This is a genomic window from Streptomyces sp. NPDC007164, from assembly GCF_040634135.1.
Lineage (GTDB): Bacteria > Actinomycetota > Actinomycetes > Streptomycetales > Streptomycetaceae > Streptomyces > Streptomyces sanglieri.
In genome coordinates this window covers 13891-34382 of the sequence record NZ_JBEYFB010000013.1, presented here as the reverse complement: position 1 = coordinate 34382, position 20492 = coordinate 13891, and the positions used below count along the sequence as shown (strand labels likewise).

General features: G+C 72.8%; 14 protein-coding genes. 1 reads left to right on the top strand and 13 read right to left on the bottom strand.

What is annotated here, in order from left to right; genetic code table 11:
- Both ABZ622_RS18505 and ABZ622_RS18500 read right to left on the bottom strand, forming a co-directional pair.
- A complete protein-coding gene (locus ABZ622_RS18505; protein ID WP_360544332.1) occupies positions 1-3291 on the bottom strand; it encodes an ABC transporter permease in 3291 nt (1096 codons plus the stop codon).
- A gap of 173 nt (positions 3292-3464) precedes the next feature.
- Positions 3465-3869, bottom strand: coding sequence for a globin (locus tag ABZ622_RS18500; RefSeq protein ID WP_360544330.1), 405 nt, complete (start codon positions 3867-3869; stop codon positions 3465-3467).
- A gap of 377 nt (positions 3870-4246) precedes the next feature.
- On the opposite strand from ABZ622_RS18500, the gene ABZ622_RS18495 reads away from it, so the two are divergent.
- Positions 4247-5173: a methyltransferase domain-containing protein gene (locus ABZ622_RS18495; protein ID WP_360544588.1), complete on the top strand. Its 927-nt coding sequence runs from the start codon at positions 4247-4249 to the stop codon at positions 5171-5173.
- A gap of 51 nt (positions 5174-5224) precedes the next feature.
- Here ABZ622_RS18495 and ABZ622_RS18490 read toward each other — a convergent pair whose 3' ends face one another.
- The 11 genes from ABZ622_RS18490 to ABZ622_RS18440 all read right to left on the bottom strand — a co-directional run bounded on the left by ABZ622_RS18490 (position 5225) and on the right by ABZ622_RS18440 (position 20483).
- Positions 5225-6475 carry an FHA domain-containing protein gene (locus tag ABZ622_RS18490; protein ID WP_360544328.1) on the bottom strand — a complete coding sequence of 417 codons (1251 nt, stop codon included), beginning with the start codon at positions 6473-6475 and terminating at the stop codon, positions 5225-5227.
- A 136-nt stretch (positions 6476-6611) separates the two neighbouring features.
- Positions 6612-7970 (bottom strand): VWA domain-containing protein, encoded by a 1359-nt coding sequence (locus tag ABZ622_RS18485; RefSeq protein ID WP_360544326.1) that lies wholly within the window; start codon positions 7968-7970, stop codon positions 6612-6614.
- Positions 7971-8092: 122 nt separating this feature from the next.
- On the bottom strand, positions 8093-9421 hold the full coding sequence (locus ABZ622_RS18480) for a protein phosphatase 2C domain-containing protein (protein ID WP_360544324.1): 1329 nt from the start codon (positions 9419-9421) through the stop codon (positions 8093-8095).
- Positions 9422-9423: 2 nt separating this feature from the next.
- Complete coding sequence (locus ABZ622_RS18475) at positions 9424-12102, bottom strand: tetratricopeptide repeat protein (protein ID WP_360544322.1); 2679 nt, start codon at positions 12100-12102, stop codon at positions 9424-9426.
- A 61-nt stretch (positions 12103-12163) separates the two neighbouring features.
- Positions 12164-13486, bottom strand: coding sequence for a hypothetical protein (locus ABZ622_RS18470; protein WP_360544320.1), 1323 nt, complete (start codon positions 13484-13486; stop codon positions 12164-12166).
- Positions 13487-13591: 105 nt separating this feature from the next.
- Positions 13592-14635: a glutamate ABC transporter substrate-binding protein gene (locus tag ABZ622_RS18465; protein ID WP_360544318.1), complete on the bottom strand. Its 1044-nt coding sequence runs from the start codon at positions 14633-14635 to the stop codon at positions 13592-13594.
- Between the two features lie 11 nt (positions 14636-14646).
- A complete protein-coding gene (locus ABZ622_RS18460; protein WP_360544586.1) occupies positions 14647-15936 on the bottom strand; it encodes a hypothetical protein in 1290 nt (429 codons plus the stop codon).
- Positions 15937-16367: 431 nt separating this feature from the next.
- Positions 16368-17342, bottom strand: coding sequence for a BadF/BadG/BcrA/BcrD ATPase family protein (locus ABZ622_RS18455; RefSeq protein ID WP_360544316.1), 975 nt, complete (start codon positions 17340-17342; stop codon positions 16368-16370).
- On the bottom strand, positions 17333-18622 hold the full coding sequence (locus tag ABZ622_RS18450) for a 6-phospho-beta-glucosidase (protein ID WP_360544314.1): 1290 nt from the start codon (positions 18620-18622) through the stop codon (positions 17333-17335). The genes ABZ622_RS18455 and ABZ622_RS18450 overlap by 10 nt, the downstream gene beginning before the upstream one ends.
- Positions 18623-18625: 3 nt before the next feature.
- Positions 18626-19519 carry a carbohydrate ABC transporter permease gene (locus tag ABZ622_RS18445; protein WP_360544584.1) on the bottom strand — a complete coding sequence of 298 codons (894 nt, stop codon included), beginning with the start codon at positions 19517-19519 and terminating at the stop codon, positions 18626-18628.
- 22 nt (positions 19520-19541) lie between these two features.
- Entirely contained in the window at positions 19542-20483 is a 942-nt protein-coding gene (locus tag ABZ622_RS18440; protein WP_360544312.1) for a sugar ABC transporter permease, read from the bottom strand.
- Positions 20484-20492 lie beyond the last annotated feature (9 nt).

The following is a 20492-nucleotide window of genomic DNA, read 5'->3' as shown; positions in this document are numbered from 1 at the left end:
TCAGTTGTCCCCCTGGACACGCAGCGAGGCCGCGGGGTCGGCACCGCGCAGAGCGAGGGACACGACGATCACCAGCGGCAGCGCGGCGACGCCCGCCAGCAGTGCCGCGATCTGCCCGGCCGGCAGTTGCACCAGCACCCCGGGCACCGGCGCGGTGGCCTGCCCGGTCAGTACGACGAGCGGTACGACGGCGCGGTTCAGCGCCGCCCCGAGCACGGCTCCGACCAGCAGCGCGATCGCGATCAGCACGCCCTGTTCGGCGGCGATCATCCTGGTCAGCCTGCGGCGCGGGGTGCCCAGCGCACGCAGGACGGCGAACTCGGCGGCCCGCTCCCGCTGCGCGCCGACGGCACTCACCGCGAAGCCGACCGCCGCCAGGGCCGCGGCGACCACCGCGACCGCGGGCAGCGCGGACTGCGGCCCGGCGCCCAGCGGATCGCCGACAAGTTCCTGTGCGATCTCGTCCCGCACCAGGACCTGCGCCGGATCGGTGTCCGGCTGCGCCCGCAGCGTGGCGGCGGCCTTCGCGGCCTGTCCGGGGGCAGTGCTCAGCCACCATTCGTTGGCGGCGAGCACGGCGCCCGGACGCTGTGCGAAGACCTGGCCGACGGCCCTGAAGTCGAGCAGCAGGGCCCCGCCGTCGCGGTCCTGGTCGTCCCCGGCGGAGCCGTTCGATCCCGCGCCGGTGGTCGGCAGCCGGCGCACCGCGTCCACGATCTCCACCCGGACCGTCTCGCCGGCCAGCGTGACATCGACGTGCTGCCCCTTCTTGGCCCCGGCGGCCTTCAGATACGCGTCGGTGGCGATCGCCTTCGGCATCGGTGCCTTCGGGCGGGGCACGGCGGCCCGTACGGAGTAGGCGGGCGTCCAGTCCCAGACGTCGGGGGCGGAGCCGGTGTCGTACGAGAAGGCCAGCGGGCTCTTCGCGGAGGCCGTCGCGTCCACCGGATCGCCGGCCTGTGTCTCGGCACCGTTTCCGGAGCCGGTCAGTTCGGCGTTCCAGCGGAAGCCCTCGGGGACCGGGACCGGCCGCTCGGCGCCGTCGGCCGTCACGGTCCGCAGGGCGCCGACGTCGAAGTGGTGCGATTCGCTCGGGCCGGCCGGCCGGTTGCCGTTCAGCTCGAAGCCGGTCACGGCCAGGTCGCCCGCGGCCGACACCGCGAGGGCGACCGGGTGCACCTTGCCGTCGGCGGGTACGGTTCCGGCCGGCACCCGGTAGGGCAGGCCGTAGCGGTCCTCCAGCAGCACGGCCAGGACCGGCGCTTCGCCCGGCCGGCCGTGCGCGTCGGCCGAGGTGATCCGTACGTCGAACCGGAGCCGCTCACTCTGCTTCGGCAGCACCAGCCCGGCCCGTGCGGCGCGCGGCCGGTCGAGCGGGTCGAACAGCCGTTCCTGCGTCCGGTCGCCGAGATCGTCGCGGATCAGCATCCGCTCGGTGGCGTGAGCGGTGTCCAGGACGAGGACCGAGGCGGTCCGGTTGTCCGAGAGTTCGGTGGTGGTACGGAACGCGGGCGCCGCGTCCCGTACGCCCGGCAGCCGCGCGTACCCGCCCGCCTTCACCGGATCGTCCTCGACGCCGGTGATCACGCGCAGCGACGCCCCGGCCCTGAAGTCCGCCTGGTCGCCCTGCGAACGGTCCCAGGAAGCGCGCTGCCCGATGGCCAGCATGCCCATCGCCACCGTGAGGACCAGCAGCAGCACGGGCCCGGCGTTGCGCAGCGGGCGCCGGCTGAACTGCCAGCCGGACAGGGCCGCGATCAGCCCCCGGCCGCCCGCCGCGCTGCGCTCCGCGAGCCGGGCCGCGGGCGGCAGCAGCCGCAGCGTCAGCACGGTGCCGGCGAGCAGCAGCAGCGCGGGCGCCGCGACCAGCAGCGGATCGACGCCGAGCCGCCCCTGCCGGTCCCCGCTCAGCACCCCGCCGCCGACCCCGGTGGCCCGCCGGTCGAGCTGCCAGTACGCCACCGCGGCGATCACCAGCAGGCCGAGGTCGGCACCCGCCCGGAGCGGGCCCGGCAGCGCCGCGGCCCGGCCCGCCCGACGCTCCGCGGCACCCGCCGCCAGCGCGGGCGCCACGACGGCCAGCGCGCAGCAGAGCGCGGTGACGACGGCGACCAGCCAGACGGTGGCGGTGGCGCCGCCGTCGACCCGCAGCCCGATCCGGGACAGTGCGCCGCGCGTCGCGAGCAGCCGGGTCAGCGGCCCGGCGAGCAGCGGGGCGATCAGCGCGGCGGGCAGCGCCAGCAGCAGCGCCTCGATCGCGGCGAGCGCCGTGATGCGGCCGCGCGAGCCGCCCCGGGCCCGCAGCAGCCGGGTCTCCCCGTCGCGCTCGCTGCTCAGCAGCCGGGCCACCAGCAGCAGCGCGTACCCCGCGAGCAGCACCAGCTGGACGGCCACGATCATCATCGTGGAGCGGGAGACCAGCAGCGCCCGGTCGATCTGCTCCAGCACCTGGGGGAGCGAAGTCCGCGCGGTGGCACCGCTCTTGAACGCGGGGGCGGTCAGCAGAGCCTTCGGAGCGGCGGAGGCGGAGTCGTGCAGCGCGTCGATGCGGCCGGTGGTGACCGTACGGAAGTCGGCCGACGCCAGCCAGGACACCGTCCCGGAACTGAGCCGTCCGGATCCGGTCGCGGCAGGGTCGGTGAGCAGCGGACCGTAGGTGGTGAAGGCGACCTTGCGGATGCCGCGCCCGCCGAGCTCGTCCAGCTGCCAGTACGGATCGGCCGGGTCCGACACCTCGTACACGCCCGTGACCAGGATCCGCAGCGGCTTGTCGGTCAGCCGGTCGGTGACGGTGAGCCGGGCACCGGGCTTCAGCTTCAGCGCCTCGGCGGCGGTCCGCGGCAGCGCCACCTGGACGGGCCCGCCCGGCTTTCCGCCGCCCGCCGCCGGCATCCTGCCCGCGGCGATCCGGACGCGGCTGCGGTCGAGCGAGGCGAAGTGGGTGAGATCGGGCTCGCCGCCCCCGGCCCGCGGATCGCGCGGCAGCGCGTACGCCCCCGATGTCTCCATCGTCCGGACGGTCACCGGCAGCCCGCCGAAGGTCTCGCGGGCCGTCTTCCGGGCGATCGCGTCGGCCGCCTCCCGCCGCGCGGGCGCCACCTGCGAGGACATCACGAGGGAGGCGTCGGCCGCCGAACGGTGAGTGAGGGCGTTGCGGAGCGCCGCGTCACCGACCGAACCGGAGAAGGCGGTCAGCGCGGCCAGCACCGAGGTGGTCAGCAGAACGGCGAGCACCGCCGCGGAGAGCAGGAGCCGGTGGGCCCGAACCCGGAGAAAGACGAAACCCGTCACTCACGCCCCCCTGGGCCCTAAAAACACACACGCCCCCCGGCGTTCCACAGATGCTTTCAAGGCGCATGTGCTCTTGGAAACCGCTTGCACGAGTACTTGATGCGATTGTGACCGTTTATCGGTGACGGAAGACCGAATTCCGCGCCCGGGGAAGGAGCCGCAGGTGGCGGGCGTCAGCCCTGGGTGTTCACCATCGACGCGGCCGCGTAGGTCAGGTAGTCCCACAGCTGACGCTCGTGCTCCGGCGCCAGCCCGAGTTCGTCGAGGGCCACCCGCATATGGCTCAGCCAGGCGTCGTGCGCCGCCCGGTCCACCCGGAACGGGACGTGCCGCATCCGCAGCCGGGGGTGCCCGCGCCGCTCGCCGTAGGTACGGGGCCCGCCCCAGTACTGCATCAGGAACAGCGCGAACCGTTCCTCGGCCGGGCCCAGATCCTCCTCCGGGTACATCGGCCGGAGCAGCGGGTCCTCGGCGACCCCCTGGTAGAAGCGGTGCACCAGGCGCCGGAAGGTCTCCTCGCCGCCGACCTGCTCGTAGAAGGTCTGCTCCTGAAGCGTGTCGCGCGGGTTCTCTGTCACCCGTCCATCGTCGCAGACGCACCGGCCGAGGACCGGAGTCCTAGGGCCTCTCGTTTGGATCAGGCCGGGCTCGCGTGCCCCGGTGCCGCACCTCGCCGCGTTGTCGTCGGTTGCCATGGCTCCGCCATGCCGCCCTCCTCCGCCTTGCGATGCACGACACCGGACCCCGCTCCCTGATCCGGCCTGATCCAAACGAAAGGCCCCAGGGCTCCCGTCCGGACCATGCCGGACCGATCCGGATGAAGGCACCGGTACCTCCCCACCGAACCGCCGTCCGGCCCGGGTTCCTGGCCCCCGGGCCCCCGGCGCAGGAAGGTGGAGGTGTGGACGCGCACAACGACCGGTTCGCCGCGGCCGCCGCCGAGGAGCGGTGGGCGATGGTGCGGTCCATCGTGGCCGGCGGGGCGCTGGGCGATCCCGGCTGGCGGGCCGCCTTCGAGGAGGTTCCGCGGCACCTGTTCGTGCCGTACTACTTCGTGGGCGGCGGATACGACCGGCTGTGGTGCGAGGACCCCGACCCGGACCGGCAGGCCCGGTGGCTGCGCGGGGCGTACGCGGACGGGCCGCTGGCCACCCGGATCCGGGACGGCGAACTGATCTCGTCGAGCAGCCAGCCGTCACTGATGGCCCGGATGCTCGAAGAGCTGGACATACGGGAGGGACACCGGGTCCTGGAGATCGGCGCGGGCAGCGGCTACAACGCGGCGTTGCTCGCCCACCGGCTCGGCGACGACGCCGTGACCACCGTCGACCTCGACCCGGAGATCACCGAGTCGGCCCGCCGGCACCTGGCCGCGGCCGGCTACCACCCGGCGGTGATCACCGGGGACGGGGCCCGGGGCTGGCCCCGGCGCGGCCCGTACGACCGGATCATCGCGACCTGCACCCTGCCGTGCGTACCGCAGTCCTGGCTGGAGCAGTGCGTGCCGGGCGCCCGGATCCTCGCCCCGTTCGCCACCGGACTGATCGCGCTGCGGGTACGGGAGGCGGCGCACGGGAAGTACGCCGAGGGCCGGTTCCTGCACACGGCCGCCTACTTCGTACCGCTGCGCGGCGCTCCGGTACGGCCCGACCGGCGCCCGCACACCCGCGCGGTGCCGAGGCGCGTCAGCGAGAACGACCTCTTCCGGTTCCTGCTGGAGCTGACCGAGGGCTCCCTCGACCCGCGCGAGGCCCTCTCCCTCTGGCAGCGCGAGAGGCGCCCCGAGCGGGAGAGGTTCGGCATCACGGTCAGGGACGGGCGGCAGTGGGCCTGGCTGGACGACCCCGAGGGGCCGTACGCCTGGCCACTGCCGACCGTGTGACGCGTGAGGCGCGTGCGACGCGTCAGGCGCGTGCGATGCCTGCGACGCGGATCAGTCGCGGCGGATCGTGATCGTGGTCCACGCCCCGACGTGCACCTTGTCGCCGTCCTGGAGCGGGACGGGGACATAGGGCTGGATCGGGTCCTCGGCGCCGTTGAGCGTGGTGCCGTTGGTGGAGTTCTGGTCGACCACGGCCCAGCTGCCGTCGGGCTGCTGCACCAGCACCGCGTGCTGGTGCGAGACGCCCGGGTCCTCCGGCGGCACGGACAGATCGATGTCGGGGGACTCGCCGGTGCTGTGCCTGCGGCGGCCGACCGTGATCTGGTTGCCGGCCAGCGGCAGCTGCTGCTCCGGGGAGTACGCGGGCAGGTTCAGCTCGGTCGCCTCGGGGCCGCTGCGCTGCATCATCGCCAGGAAGTACTCCCGGTCCGGGGCGATGACCGCGGTCCAGCTCGCGGGCGGCTGGTTCTGGCTCTGCCCCGGGAACGGCTGCTGCTCCGGGGCCGCCTGCTGCGGGCCCTGGGCGCGGGACGGCGGCGACAGCATCCAGTCGTCGTCGCTGCTCTGCGGGCCCTGCTGGTGCTGCGGGGCGGGCGGCTGCGGAGCCGGCGGACCGGGCTGCTGGAACGCGGGCGGCGCCGACTGCTGCTGGAACGGCGGCGGCGCGGACTGCTGCTGGAACGGCGAGGGAGGCGCGGGCGGGGCCGACTGCTGCTGGAAGGACGGCGGCGGTGGCGGCCCCTGCTGCTGGAACGGCGGCGGGGGCGACTGCGGGCCGGGGCCGGGTGCGGGCGGCGACTGCGGGCCGGGGCCGGGGGCCGGGGGGCCGGGCCGGTTGCCCTGCTCGGCGGAGAGCGGCTCGGCCGGGCGGTTCATCTGCGAGGGCCGCGAGCCCTGGTAGTCGAACGGGTCGTGCTGCTGCTGCGGCGGCGCGACCGGCGGCTGCTGGGCCTGGAAGCCGGGCGGCAGGTTGAGTCCGGGCGGCGGGCCCGGAACGCCGTGGGCCGGGGCCAGCGGCGTGTACGACGTCGCGGTGTTCGTGAGGAAGTTCCAGCGGCACTCCTCGCAGAACGGCGCCATCGCCTCACGAGGCGTGCGGCACTGCGGGCAGAGCTCCGCGGCCTGGGTCGCGTCGGAACCCGGGGAACCCGGACCCGGCGGGTAGCCGTAACCGGGGGCGGGCGGCGGAGGCGGCGGCGGGGGGACCGCGCCCGCAGGCGCGCCCGCGCCGGTCATGCGATGGCCGCAGACCTCGCACCAGTCATCGGAACCCGACTGGTGTCCGTTCGGGCATGTCGGCATGTCGGCGCTTCCCCCTCTCCTGGGCCGGCCCCGGGGCCGGCGTATTTTTCTGCTCTTCGCCTCCCGGTGGATCATTCCGGCCGGGCGGCTCGACTGCGTGGCTCTGTGCCTACTGTTCGCTGTTTGTTGAGCGGTTCTACTTCTTGACGCGAACCGTCTTGGTCGAGCGCGTTTCGAGTGTCATCTCGTCGGCGTCCGCGACCTTTGCCTTCAGTCGCACAGTACCGGTCGCCGCGTCCACGACGTCCACCACCTTCGAAAGCAGTTTCGCAGTGTCCTCGTTCCCGGAGACCGACGCCAGCTGCACCGCGCGGCCCAGTTTCGCGGTCGCGCCGTCGAAGTCGCCCGACTTGCGGGCATCGAGCCCCTGCTGGATGACCTGTGCCAGCTCCACCTGGCCGGTGTAGTGCGCGACCTGCGGATTGATCGAGGTGGACGCCACCATGTCCTCGGTCCACACGGCCCGGACCAGGCCCTGCGAGAGGGGCTGCGGAGCCCCGCCCGACGGGTCGGGGAGGACCAGTGAGACCCGGGACGCCAGCATTTCCTGGCCGATTCCGGCCTGCGGGACGGTCACGCACACGTGATAGTCGCGGGACTCGTCGCCCCAGGAGCCGGTGGGGTAGTCCCCGGCGCGGGGCCCCGCCCCGGTGCGCCGGTCGGTCAGATCGACGACCGTCGGTGCGACCTGTTTCACAAACTTGATCTCGACCCCGACGGGCGTCCAGAGCCGCAGCGCCACGTCCGCGACCTCCTTGCCCATCGCGTTCTCCATCATCTGCGTGAAGTCGGCGGCCAGCCCCGCGGGGTCGGCGACGATGTCCGCCGTGCCGAGCAGCGCGGAGGCGATCGCTGTGACCTCTTTCACCTCCCAGTCGGTACCGACACCGCGGGCGTCACAGGTGAAGCGGCCGGCGCAGGATTCGAGCGCGGCCCGCAGGTCCTCCGGAGCCTCGTGCTCGTTACGGCCGTCGGTCAGCAGGATGCCGTGCCGGATCTGCACATCGGCCGCGCCGAGCAGCCGGTCGGCCAGCCGCAGCCAGGTGCCGATCGCCGTACCGCCACCGGCGCTGAGCGCCCGCAGGGCACCCTTCGCCTGGGCCCTGGTCTGCGCGTCGGCCACGGCGAGCCTGCCGTTGCCCGGGTAGACCTCCTTGGCGACGTGCGTGCCGCCGACGACGGCGAACGAGGTGCCGTCACGCAGGGTGTCGATGGCCGCGGCCGTCGCGTCGCGGGCGTTGCGCATCTTCGTCGGCGGATAGTCCATCGAACCGGAGCAGTCGACCATGATCACCACGGCGGCGTTCGGCGCCTGCCCGGGAACGTGGGCGGGCGACGCGGCCGCACCGGACAGCGGGACGCCGCCGGTGGTGCCGCCCCCGGTCGAGGTGACCGTGACGATCGCGTTGACCTCGCGACCGCCCTCCGGCAGATATTCGTTCTGGTACACCTCGACGGAGAACTGCGGCACGTTCGACTTGGAGAAGTTGGCCATCTGGTCGGCTCCTTGGGACTCCAGGTGTCGGATGAAGACAGCTGTGAGGGAAGAAAAACGGACGAAGGCAGCGGTGACGGACTGGGCGGTCGGAACTGGAATCAAGCGTTACGGAACGGGACTCACGTGGTACCGCAGGCCGATCCTGCCCCCTGAGGTTCCACGGCGAACGGCAGCAGAGCCACTGTTACGTTGTCGTGGCCCCCGCCGTCGAGTGCATGACCCACCAGCACCTGGGCGCCGTGCAACGGCCGTTGATGTGCGTCGGCCGGCACCGCCGCGGCCATATCGGCCGCCGACTCCGCGTAGTTCCACAGACCGTCCGTGCAGACGACCACCAGACCGGACCGGTCCGGCTTGAAGGACACGGTGTGTGGTTCCAGGTCGTACGCGTCGGCGCCGAGCCACCCCGTGATGGCGTGGGCCCGCTCGTCCGCGTATGCCTCCGCCTCGTTCATCAGGCCCGCCGCCACCATCTGCGCGGCCCAGGAGTCGTCCTCGGTCAGCCGGGCGGGCGGGTTGGTGCGGTCGTCGGGCACCCAGTAGACGCGGCTGTCGCCGACCCAGCCGACGATCAGCAGACCGCCCGCCATGATCGAGCCGACCAGGGTGCACGCCGGGGCGTTCTGATGGCGGTGCCGGTCGTGCTCCCTGGCCCGGGCGGGCTCCTGGGCCAGGGCGTTGACCGCCTCGGCGGCCGCGAGGATCGCCTCGTGCATCGCCTGCTGCGGGTGGGTGCCGCGCGGCAGCGACTCCAGGAGCGCCTCGTTGGCCGCGCTCGCGGCGGCCGCCGACGCCTCGTCCGGACGGCTGGCCGACGAGACACCGTCGCAGACGATCGCGACGACGGCCGGTGAACCGTCGGGCAGGGCGGTGGTCGACACCGCGAACGAGTCCTCGTTGCGGTGATGGCGCAGACCCCGGTCGCTGACGGCGGCCACCGAACCGAGCTCCTGCTCCATGTGGTCGCGCTCGCGCGGCTGGGCATGACCGCAGTTCTCGCAGTACCCGTCGCTGTCGACACTGCCCGCCCGGCAGGCCACACAGCGCTTGGCGCCGGCCGGCGGGGTGGCCGCCACCGGATCCACGGCGGGGGTACGGGGGTCGGGCGCGGCGGCCGGCACCGGGGCCTCGGCCGCCGGTACGGGCGGCGTCGCGGATGCGCCGGCGGACGGGGCGGCGGCCGGCGTGGGGGCGGGCAGCTCGAAGTCGTCCGACGCGCTCGATCCGGCCGGTCCGCCCGGTCCCTCCGATCCGTGCCGCCGGTCGAAGCGCACCTCCGCCGCGCCGTCCGCCGGCGCGGTCATGGCGATCGTCGGACGGTCCTGGGGAACGGCGGGCACGGCCGACAGGTCGTACCCGCACGCACCGCAGAACAGGTCCCCCGGCTCCAGCGGCTCCTCGCAGCCGGGGCACTTCGACACGGCTGTCTCCTGGGGCTTCTGCGACATTTTCACACCCACGTCCGGGGGCGGAAACGGTTGGCCCGCTCCACCAGTTCGATCCTCTCATCGCCGGGCTCCGCAAGCCTGGCGAGCATCCGGTACGAACGCTCCAGCCCGAAGCGCAGGCCACGCTCGTTCAGCTCACTGCCCAGCAGCGTGCTCGGCCCGGCCGGCCCGGCCGACGGGCGGGCCGTGGGGCTACCGGAGAGTACCCAGTCGAGCGCCGTGCCCAGCACCTCGGTCGACAGCTGCTCCCGGCGCACCGCGTCCAGCCCGAAACCGGCCAGCCCCGAGACCTGGGCCGAGGCGGCCGTCAGATCGGTGATCAGCGGCTCGTCCGGGGCCCGCCCGCGCAGCCGGGCACGCACCGCGGCCACCCGGGCCGCCGTGTAGTGGATCGACGCCTCCGGCACCGACTCCAGCGCCGCCACAGCCCCGGTCCGGTCGCCGGCGGCGAGCTGCACCCTGGCCAGCCCGAAGGCGGCGCTGACGAAGCTCGGGTCGGTCGTCCACACCAGCCGGTAGTACTCGGCGGCGTTGTCCAGCTGGCCCAGCACCTCCGCGCAGATCCCCAGCGCCAGCTTGGGCGCCGGCTCGCCGGGGAACGCGTCGTACACCGCGTCGAAGGACAGCGCCGCGTTCTCGTTGTCACCGGTCACCAGAGAGGTGATGCCGCGGTACCAGACGACCCGCCAGTCGTCCGGGTACTGGCCCTCCAGCGCAGTCAGGGTCTGCCCCGCCGCACCGAGGTCGTTCAGCTCCAGCCGGGCGCGCAGCTCGCGCAGCCGGGTCTCCAGCGAGGCCACCGGCACCGCGCCAAGCGCGGAGACCAGTTCGGACGGGGCGGTGGTCATCAGACCGGCGAGGAAACCCGCGTTGGGGTCGCTCACGTCGACCCGGGGCACCGGCAGCGCGAGTGACGTGGACCGTACGTCGAGCCTGGACAGCCGGGGGACGCCCGGGAAGAGGGAGGGCGCCGGCGCACCGGGGACGGCGGCCGGGACGCGGGGGGCCGGAATCGCGGCCTGCGGCTGCGCGTACGCGACGGCCGAGCCGTTCCCGCCCGGCTGCACGTGGGTGGGCGGCGCGGTCGGCGCGGCGGGTGTCAGCGGTGCCGCGGTCCGGGGCGCGGTGCCGGCCCCGCCGCGCCGCCCGGAGCGGCCGGACCGGGCCGGAGCGGTGGCCCGGCCCCCCAGCTGCGACACATCGACCATCAGCTCCGGGAACAACTCCGTGTCGGTGACCCGCACTTCCGTGCCGAACAGCGTCGAGAGCGCCGGGCGCGGCCGCCCCGTCTGGAGCGACACCACCTCGCGCAGCACACCCGTCAGCTGCTCCGCCATCTCCGCCGCCGAGGCGAACCGCCGCGCCGGATCCGGGTCGGTGGCCCGCACCAGCAGCCGGTAGAACGACTCGTAGGTCCGGAACACCTCGATGTTGTCCGGATCGGGCAGCGAGTCCACGAAGACGTTGGTGTAGCCCTGGAAGTCGAAGGTGAGCACCGCGAGCGTCCGCGCGACCGTGTACAGGTCGGAGGCGACCGACGGGCCGACCTCCGCGACCTCCGGCGCCTGGTACCCCACCGTGCCGTAGATGGCGGACTCGTCGTCGTCCATCCGGCGGACGGCGCCCATGTCGATCAGCTTCAGCTGGTCCTCGGTCTGGATCGCGTTGTCGACCTTGAAGTCGCAGTACAGCAGGTTGCGGCTGTGCAGATGACCGAGCGCCTCCAGCGCCTCGATGCCGTACGCGCAGGCCTGCTCGACCGGCAGCGGATCGCGCTTCCCGGCGGCGGTGCGGCGCTCGTTGGCGATGTCCTTGAGCGCCTTGCCGCCGACGTACTCCATCACGATGTAGCCGTCGAGCGAGCCGGTGCGCTGGTCGAGGTGCTCGACGAAGTTGTAGATCCGGACGATGTTGGAGTGCTCGATCTCGGCGAGGAAGCGGCGCTCGGAGATCGCGGCCTCCATGGCGTCCTGGTCACCGGTGTCGAGCAGGCCCTTGAGGACCACCCAGCGGTCCGACACCGCACGGTCGACCGCGAGATAGACCCAGCCGAGCCCGCCGTGCGCCAGACAGCCGGCCACCTCGTACTGGCCGTGGACGATGTCGCCCCCGTGGAGCTTGGGCACGAAGGAGTAGGGGTGGCCGCACTTGGTGCAGAACCCCTCCGTGCGGCCCACCCGGTCACCGCGTGACCGGCCCACCGGCGCCCCGCAGTCCGAACGCGAACAGAATCGCTTCCGCTCCGGCACCTCCGGGTTCTCCATCACCGCCGAGCGCGGGTCGGGACGCGGCACGTCCGGCACCTCGACCAGGCCCACGCCCAGCCTGCCCCGGGCGGACGCGCCCGAGGACGAACCGGAGGAACGGACCGAGACCGAGGGGGAGGTGGCGGCGCCGGACAGCGAACGCGAGAGCCGTCCCGACACCGAACGCCGTGAGGTCGACGAGCGGGACGAGGACCGCGAGGACGCCCGCGACGAGGACCGCGAACTGCTGCTGCCCCTGCTTCCCCGGCTGCCGCGGCTGTTCGCGCCGCCGCCCGCGATCCCGGTGGCGGGCGAGCTCACCATTCCGTTCGGCGAGACGACCGGAGCCAGACCGCAGGTGTCGCAGTACAGCTCACCGCCGCCCATGTCCTCGTAACTGCCCTCGCACGCGGGGCGCTGGCACTGCGTACTCATGGTCGGTCCCCCTGATCGCCCCGCCGCCGCAGCGGCCCTGCCACCTTGCACACATCTGTGGTCATCGCCGGTCCTCCGGCCCCGGCGCCCGGCGCTGGGACAGCAGCTCGGCCGCCGCCTCCTGGTAGCGCAGCACCGCCTGCCCGGCGACCCGCAGATCGCACGGCGCGCTCCACAGCATCCGGCGGGCCGCGTCGTACCGCTCGATCAGCAGCGGATCCTCGGCCAGCCCGTGCCGGGCGACCTTCGCCTTGTACGCGTCGAGCCTGCCGCGCAGCTCCGCCCGCACGGCCAGCGGGGCCGTGACCGCGGTCAACGACTCGCGGGCCCGCAGCAGTTCCTCCTCCGCCTCCCGCTCCAGCGTCTCCAGCAGCGGGGACAGCCGGTGCCACTGGGCGTGCCTGCGGTACTCCGAGGCGGCGGCCAGCCGCTCCTGGAGGACCGTCGCGGGGCCGCTGACCGCGGGCACCTCGGAGGCCGCGATCTTCGCCAGCACCTCGCCGCGCGCCGACCGGGCCTCGGTCAGGGTGCGGTCCGCGCGGGAGAGCACGTCGCGCAGCTGGACCAGGCGCTGCTCGGCGTCCTGCCGGACCGCGAGCACCGCCTCGATCTCACGGCGTACGTCGTCCAGGGCGCGGGCCGCCCGGTCGTAGCGAGCCGTGTCGGGGCGACCGCCGCCGGGCGCCGAACTGCCGGGCCCCGGCAGCCAGAACGCCAGGGGATCGGAGATCACCTGCACCCGCAGCGTGGTCAGCTCGTGGGTGATCGCCTCCAGGTCGTCGCCCGCCGGGTGCTCACCGGGCCGCACGCCCACGGAGTGCGCCAGCGAACGGGTGCGGTGCAGTTCGGCGGCGAGCAGATCTATCCGGGCGGGCAGCGCGGACCACACGGAGTCGGAGGCCACGACCATGTCCAGCGAGCGGGCGTACAGCTCGTTCATCCGGGCGACCAGCTCCTCCAGCGTGAACCGCTCGGAGAGCTTGGCCGGGCCGTTGACCGAGGGGTCGGGGCGGGCCGCCGCGTGCGCCACGGTGACGCCCTGGCCGTGCAGCAGCTCGGTGAGGGCCACCAGATCGTCCCGGTTGGGATAGCGGCGGCGGGCCCGCACCGAACGGGCCTGGGCGAGCGCCCCCGCATAGGCGTCGAAATACCCCCACAGCAGCGTGATCGACTGCTCGGTGGAGGCCCAGCGCTCCCGGGTGACACCGGTCAGCTCGGCGCCCTCCAGGAGCCGGCGGCCCGCGTGGTCCTGCAGGGCGAGCAGCGAGGTCTCGATCGCCTCGTGCTCCGCGCCGAGCCGGGCCAGCGCACGGTCCGCCTCGTCCCGGTCCATGACCGGGCCGGGGGGCCTGGCCGCATAGCCGGGGAAGGGGCCCGCGCCCATCGATCACCTCTCCGCTCTTGCTGCCGGGACGTGCCCGGCAGGATCAGTGCCACTGCCTCACCGCCCGGGTCCGCGCCGTCGCGCCCACCCGGCCGGAGTCGGCGGTCAGTCGCTCCGGTACTTGGGGGCCGGCGGTCCCTTTATCCCCGGCAGCCCGGCCTCCAACCACTCCTGGTACGACAGCATCCAGTCGCTCCTGGCACCGCCACTGCGGTAGTCGACCAGCACCTGGTTGACCCTGGCCACCAGATCGTCCGCCCCGAGCTTCGCCGCCACACCGTAGTACTCGGTGGTGAACGGCTTGTCGCCCTTCAGCTCGACCGCCGGGTCCTGGGCGGCCTGCCCGGCCGCCAGGGCGTTGTCCGTGACCACCGCGTCGACCTCGCCCATCTGCAACCGCACCAGGCAGTCCAGCTGGTTGGGGACGGTGAGCTGGTTCTCGTCCGCGGCGGTGCCGTCGTGCGGGTCCTCGAAGACCGCGCCGAACGACTGCTTCTTCAGCGCGTCGTAGGCGGTGGAGCCGTTGGCGGTGCAGACCCGCTTGCCGGCCAGGGACTTGTCGTACCCGGTGATCGTCGAGTCCTTCGGCGCGAGGACCTGCTGACCGGCCTGGAAGTAGGCGGTGGAGAACGAGACCTTGCGGGCCTGCTTGCAGTTGATCGTCATCGTACGGACCACGACGTCGACCTTGCCGTCCGCCAGGAGCTCGGCCCGCTTGTTGGTGGGGATGGCCCGGAAGATCACCGCGTCGCGGTCGTTCAGGATGTTCCCGGCGATGGCCCGCACCAGATCGATGTCGAAGCCCTCGATCTGGCGGTTCTCCGGGTTGCGGTAGCCCCAGCGGAAGCTGTTCTGGTCGACGCCCGCGATCAGCTTGCCGCGCTTCTTGATCTTCTCGATGCTCGGGCCGTCGGCGGACGACGGCGGGAGGCTCGCCTCCGGATCGGTGCAGTCCTCGGCGCTGGTCCGGACCGCCTGCGCGGCCCGCTGGCCCGCGACGATCCCGCCGAGGGCCTCGGCACCGCCGTGGGAGAGCGGCAGCAGGGTCAGCGAGGCCGTCACGGCGCAGGCCGCGGCCATGGCCGTCACTCCGCCCCAGCCGCGCAGCCTGACCCGGGCGGACCACGCGCCCCTGCGCTTCTCGGTCATCGCTCCCCCTCTCATCGGTACTCCGAGAGCCTGCGGTTGACCCCGACGATCGCGGCGGCGGCACCCAGCAGGGCCAGCGCGGCGGCCCCGGCCGACAGCCCCCACAGCGCCCCGCGCCCGTCCTCGGCGGCCCGGGTGAACTGGTCCTGCTCGTGGGCGAGCGCCTTCGCCAGCGCGTCGTCCACCTGCTGGAAGGACCGGCCGGTCGATTCCTTCGGCCCGATGATCTGCTCCAGGGCGCCCTCGTAGTCACCGCCGTCGTCGGTGGTGCGGGCGGCCCGGTGACGTTCCTGCCACTCGGTGGCGGCGGTGACGGCGGCCTTCACCGGGGACTTCCCCAGGTCGTCCTCGGCCAGCCCCCCGGCACTCCCCAGCGCTTCGCGAAGTGCCTTCATGTCCGTCGTGTAGTCCGACTCGTACTTGTCGTTCTTGCCGTCCGGGGTGAGCACCGCGCCACGGGCGACGAGCGTGAGGTTCTCATTGGCGCGGGCCTTCAGCGAGTCGATCCGCGCGTGGTTGAGCACATCGAGGGACTGCTGCCCGTTCACATCCGCGGCATGCAGCTGGGACCGGGCGACCGTGTGTCCCACGGCCAGCCACAGCAGGATCACGGTGGACGCGGCGGTCGCCACCAGCAGTCCGTGGTTGAAGACCCGGTTCGTGCGGCGGTAGTTGCGCCGCTGCGCCCAGAACAGCCCGGCCAGGGCCACCGCACCGAGCCCCAGCGAGAGGAACGGCCAGGTCCGCGCGGAGTCATTGTCCTCGCCGAGCCGGCCGGTCTCCGCCGTGTACAGCCGCTCGGCGGCCGGCAGCAGTACGTTGCTCATCTTCTGGTTGGCGTACCGGAGATAGGCGCCGCCCAGCGGCAGGCCCTGCCGGTTGTTGGCCCGGGCGCGCTCGATCAGGCCGGTGTAGCGGGGGAGCTCCACGTTGAGGGTGGCGATCTCCTGCCCGGACTTCGTCGCCGCGTCCGTGTTGGCGGCGGCCTTCACCAGCAGCCGGGACGCCTCCTTGATGTCCCGCTCGTACTGGTCGTGGACGTCCTTCGGCTCCTGCGCCCCCGCCAGGAAGCCGCTCGCCGCGGCGGTGTCGGCATCCGCCAGCGAGCGGTAGACGGCCGCCGCGTCGGCGCTCAGCGGCTGGCTGCGGCCCACCACGTCACTCGCGGCGGACTCCCGGTCGGCGACCTCGAACGCCGTCACGACCCCGAACGCCACGACGAGCAGGGCCAGTACGGCCCCGATGATCTGCAGCCTGCCGGGCTCGGTGGTGGCCGCGGCCCGCACCCGGCCGGCCGTCATGGACAGCACGCCGCGATGCGGCGGAGCGGGTACGGTCGCGGGCGGCGATGCCTGCTCGTGTTCCGGCGCCGTGCGTACATTCGGCGGGTATGTCACTCGACCTCCCCCTCGGTCACTGACGGTGGCCCGGCCCCCGGCCGATCGGGGGCTGGTGCCCGGCCATGAAGTATGGCCGCAGGGAACGACATCCACACCTGGAACGTCCGGATCCTGCATCGGCCCACGGATACGCTCGCACACATCCGACTGCGGTCACCCCGCATTCGATCAAGGCCTGAGCCGCGGATCAAGACGATCGGCGGACCAGTACCCGACGCGGGCCGATCTCCCCACTCATGAACACGTCCGGGACAACTGATCGGTTCCCGTACGCAAGGGGCGTCTCCCGGCGCACAAGCACCGGGGGACGCCCCTTGGCGGCCGACGACACGTCAGCCGTACTGCGCGCGCAGCCTCTCGTGCACCGGCGCCGCCGCGCCCGTGTGGTCCAGGCCGAGCAGCGCGGCGCCCAGCACCGGCGGCTGGGTCACCACCCGGATCACCGCCTTCGGGGCGCGCGCCGCGAGGAGTTCGGTGATCTTCGCGTCCAACTGCGGGTGACGGGCGGCCAGTACGCTGCCGCCCAGCACCACCGGCGCCTGTTCGTCCAGCAGACCGAGCCGGCCCAGCGCGACCGACGCCATCGCGACGACCTCCTCGGCCAGCCGGTCCACCAGCGCGCCCGCCACCGCGTCCCCGGCCGCCGCGGTCGCGAAGAGCACCGGAGCCAGCTCGTGCCGGCGCTCGAACTCGACCCGGCCCAGATGCAGCGCCTCGATCAGCGCGTACATCGAGCCGAGCCCGAAGTGCCCCGGCAGCGTGCGGACCAGCTCGGTCGGCCCACCGCGCCCGTCCTCGGCCCGCGCGGCGAACCACATCGCCTCCTCGGCCAGCCCCGCGCCACCGCCCCAGTCACCGGAGATCCGGCCTATGGCGGGGAACCGAGCGGTCCGCCCGTCCGGCACCATGCCGACACAGTTGATCCCCGCGCCGCAGACCACGGCCACACCGCGCGGCTCGTCCACCCCCGCGCGCAGTATCGCGAAGGTGTCGTTGCGCACCTCGACGGTGGCGCCCCAGCCCCGCGCGAGCAGCGCGGCGGCCAGCTGTTCCTCCTCCACCGGGAGGTCGGCGTTGGCGAGACAGGCGGACACGTGCGCGACGGAGCCGACCGGTACGCCGGACTGCTCCAGCGCCCGGCCGACCGCCGACCCGAGGGCGTCGACGGCCGTCTCGATACCCACGGCGGGCGGCTGGAAACCGCCGCCCCGGGCCGTCGACAGCACCGTTCCGTCCGCGCCGATCAGTGCCACGTCGGTCTTGCTGTTCCCCGCGTCGATCGCGAGGACCGAAGCGTTCACGCCCACGCCAGGTGCTCCCGGTTGTGCGCGATCAGCTTGTCGGTGAGCGCCTCGGCGTACTCGAACTGACCGATCAGCGGGTGCGCGAGCAGCGCCTTGAACACTGCGTTCCGCCCGCCCGCCCGCCCGGTGGACCGCCCGCCGCGCAACGCGGCCTCCAGGGCGAGGTCCTCGTACGCCGTCACGTTGGAGATCAGGCCGGCGTACAGCGGGTCCAGCGCGGGCACGGCGAGCGGCGTCGCGCCCGTGCCGTCGACCCGGGCCTGCACCTCGATCACCGCGTCGTCCGGCAGGAACGGCAGGGTGCCGCGGTTGTACGTGTTGACCACCTGCACCGCGGAGCCGCCCGAGCCGAGCAGCGAGGACGCCAGGTCCACGGCCGCCTCCGAGTAGAAGGCGCCGCCGCGCTTGGCGAGCAGCGCGGGCTTCTCGTCCAGCGCCGGGTCGCCGTACATGGCGAGCAGTTCCTTCTCCATCGCGGCCACCTCGGCCGCCCGGGACGGCTTGGTGCCGAGCTCCCGCACGACCGCGTCGTGCGCGTAGAAGTAACGCAGGTAGTACGAGGGGACGACGCCGAGCCGGTCGGTGACCGCCCGGGGCATGCGCAGATCGTCCGCGATCGCGTCGCCGTGCTCGGCGAGCAGCCTCGGCAGCACGTTCTCGCCGTCCGGGCCGCCGAGGCGGACGCCGAGCTCCCAGGTCAGGTGGTTGAGCCCGACATGGTCGAGGTGCACCTCGGCGGGGGTGACGTCGAGCAGCCGCGCGAACTTGCGCTGGAAGCCGATCGCCACGTTGCACAGGCCGACGGCCTTGTGACCGGCCTGGAGCAGCGCCCGGGTGACGATGCCGACCGGGTTGGTGAAGTCGATGATCCAGGCGTCCGGGTTGGTCCGGCGGACCCGCTCGGCGATGTCCAGGACGACCGGCACGGTGCGCAGCGCCTTGGCGAGGCCGCCGGCGCCGGTGGTCTCCTGGCCGACGCAGCCGCACTCCAGCGGCCAGGTCTCGTCCTGGTTGCGGGCGGCCTGGCCGCCGACGCGCAGCTGGAGCAGGACCGCGTCGGCGCCCTCGACGCCCGCGTCCAGGTCGGAGGTGGTGACGATCCTCCCCGGGTGGCCCTGCTTGGCGAAGATCCGCCGGGCGAGGCCGCCGACGAGCTCCAGGCGGTCGGCCGCCGGGTCGACGAGCACCAGCTCCTCGATGGGCAGCGTGTCCCGCAACCGGGCGAAACCGTCGATCAGTTCAGGTGTGTAGGTGGACCCGCCACCAACTACTGCGAGCTTCATAGGTCAGCCCTTTACTCCGGTCAGTGTGACGCCCTCGACGAATGCCTTCTGTGCGAAGAAGAAGACGAGGATCACGGGGGCCATGACCAGTACGGTCGCGGCCATGGTCAGGTTCCAGTCGGTGTGGTGTGCGCCCTTGAAGGAATCCAGGCCGTAACTGAGCGTCCAGGCACCGGGGTTCTCCGACGCGTAGATCTGCGGGCCGAAGTAGTCGTTCCAGGCGTAGAAGAACTGGAAGAGGGCGACGGCGGCGATGCCCGGCTTGGCCATCGGCACCACGACGCGCAGCAGGGTGCGCAGCTCGCCGCAGCCGTCGACCTTCGCCGCGTCGAGGTACTCGTCCGGGATGGTCAGCAGGAACTGCCGCAGCAGGAAGATGGAGAACGCGTCGCCGAACGCCATCGGGATGATCAGCGGCCAGAGCGTGCCGGACATGTCCAGCTGCTTGGCCCAGAACAGATACATCGGGATGACGACGACCTGCGGCGGCAGCATCATCATCGAGATGACCAGCATCAGCGACAGATGCCGGCCGCGGAAGCGGAACTTGGCGAGCGCGTACGCCACGGGCAGCGAGGAGACGACGGTGAGGACGGTGCCCAGCCCCGCGTAGAGCAGGGTGTTGCGCCACCAGGTCAGGAAGCCGTCGGTCTCGAAGACCCGCCGGTAGTTGCTCCACTCGAAGGGGTGCGGCCACAGATCGCGGGTCAGCGCCTGCTGGTCGCTCATCAGCGAGGTGAGCAGCAGGAAGACGAACGGCAGCACGAAGAAGAGCGCGGCGGCGACGCCGAGCGAGTGCACCGCGATCCAGTTCAGCAGCGACTTGCGCCGCGCGACGCGTTCGGCCGGGGTGGCCGGACCGGTCGCGGGGCCGGTCGCCGGTCCGGTCGTCTTCACGGCGTCGAGAGCCTGCGCCACGTCACTCACCTGCCTGGATCAGTCCGCTGCGGCGCCGCATCAGCAGTGCGGTGAACGCCATGGCGAGTACGAAGAGAATGAGCGCGACCACGCAGGCGGAGCCGTAGTCGAAGCGCTGGAAACCGAGGTTGTAGACGACCTGCGGCAGCGTCAGTGTCGACTTGTCGGGATAGCCCGGTTCGAACTGCTGCCCGGAGCCGCCCATCACGCCCGAGGCGACCTTCCCGGCCACGTACGGCTGGGTGTAGTACTGCATCGTCTGGATGATCCCGGTGACCACCGCGAACAGGATGATCGGCGAGATGTTCGGCAGGGTGACGAAGCGGAACCGCTGGAACGCGGTCGCCCCGTCCAGCTCCGCCGCCTCGTACTGCTCCTTCGGTACGTCGAGCAGCGCGGCCATGAAGATCACCATCAGGTCGCCCACCCCCCAGACCGCGAGCGCGGTCAGGGCCGGCTTGGACCAGGTGGTCTCGGTGAACCAGCCGGGCGTGGGCAGCCCGATCTCGCCGAGGATCGAATTGACCGGCCCGGTACCCGGGTTGAGCAGGAAGACGAAGCCGAGGGTCGCCGCGACCGGCGGGGCCAGGTAGGGCAGGTAGAACAGGGTCCGGAAGACCCCGGCACCCGTCTTGATCTTCGTGATCAGCAGCCCGACACCGAGGCCGAACACCACCCGGCAGGTGACCATGACCACGACCAGCCAGAGCGTGTTGCGCAGCGCCGGCCAGAACAGCGGGTAGTCGTTGAGGACGAACGACCAGTTCTTCAGCCCGCTGAACTCGGGGGTCGTGAAACCGTCGTACGAGGTGAAGGAGAAATAGACGGTGGAGATCAGCGGGTAGGCGAAGAAGACGCAGAACCCGATCAGCCACGGCGACATGAAGGCCGCTGTCCGAAGCGCCGACCGGCGGCGCTTCGAGCGAAGTGTGTACGTGCTCATCGATCCGGC

Bases quoted from the DNA above. Each gene is read 5' to 3' on its own strand.
- ABZ622_RS18495 (WP_360544588.1), top strand. From the start codon at position 4,247: ATGGTGCGGTCCATCGTGGCCGGCGGGGCGCTGGGCGATCCCGGCTGG.
- ABZ622_RS18490 (WP_360544328.1), bottom strand. From the start codon at position 6,475: ATGCCGACATGCCCGAACGGACACCAGTCGGGTTCCGATGACTGGTGC.
- ABZ622_RS18485 (WP_360544326.1), bottom strand. From the start codon at position 7,970: ATGGCCAACTTCTCCAAGTCGAACGTGCCGCAGTTCTCCGTCGAGGTG.
- ABZ622_RS18480 (WP_360544324.1), bottom strand. From the start codon at position 9,421: ATGTCGCAGAAGCCCCAGGAGACAGCCGTGTCGAAGTGCCCCGGCTGC.
- ABZ622_RS18475 (WP_360544322.1), bottom strand. From the start codon at position 12,102: ATGAGTACGCAGTGCCAGCGCCCCGCGTGCGAGGGCAGTTACGAGGAC.
- ABZ622_RS18470 (WP_360544320.1), bottom strand. From the start codon at position 13,486: ATGGGCGCGGGCCCCTTCCCCGGCTATGCGGCCAGGCCCCCCGGCCCG.
- ABZ622_RS18465 (WP_360544318.1), bottom strand. From the start codon at position 14,635: ATGACCGAGAAGCGCAGGGGCGCGTGGTCCGCCCGGGTCAGGCTGCGC.
- ABZ622_RS18460 (WP_360544586.1), bottom strand. From the start codon at position 15,936: ATGACGGCCGGCCGGGTGCGGGCCGCGGCCACCACCGAGCCCGGCAGG.
- ABZ622_RS18450 (WP_360544314.1), bottom strand. From the start codon at position 18,622: ATGAAGCTCGCAGTAGTTGGTGGCGGGTCCACCTACACACCTGAACTG.
- ABZ622_RS18440 (WP_360544312.1), bottom strand. From the start codon at position 20,483: ATGAGCACGTACACACTTCGCTCGAAGCGCCGCCGGTCGGCGCTTCGG.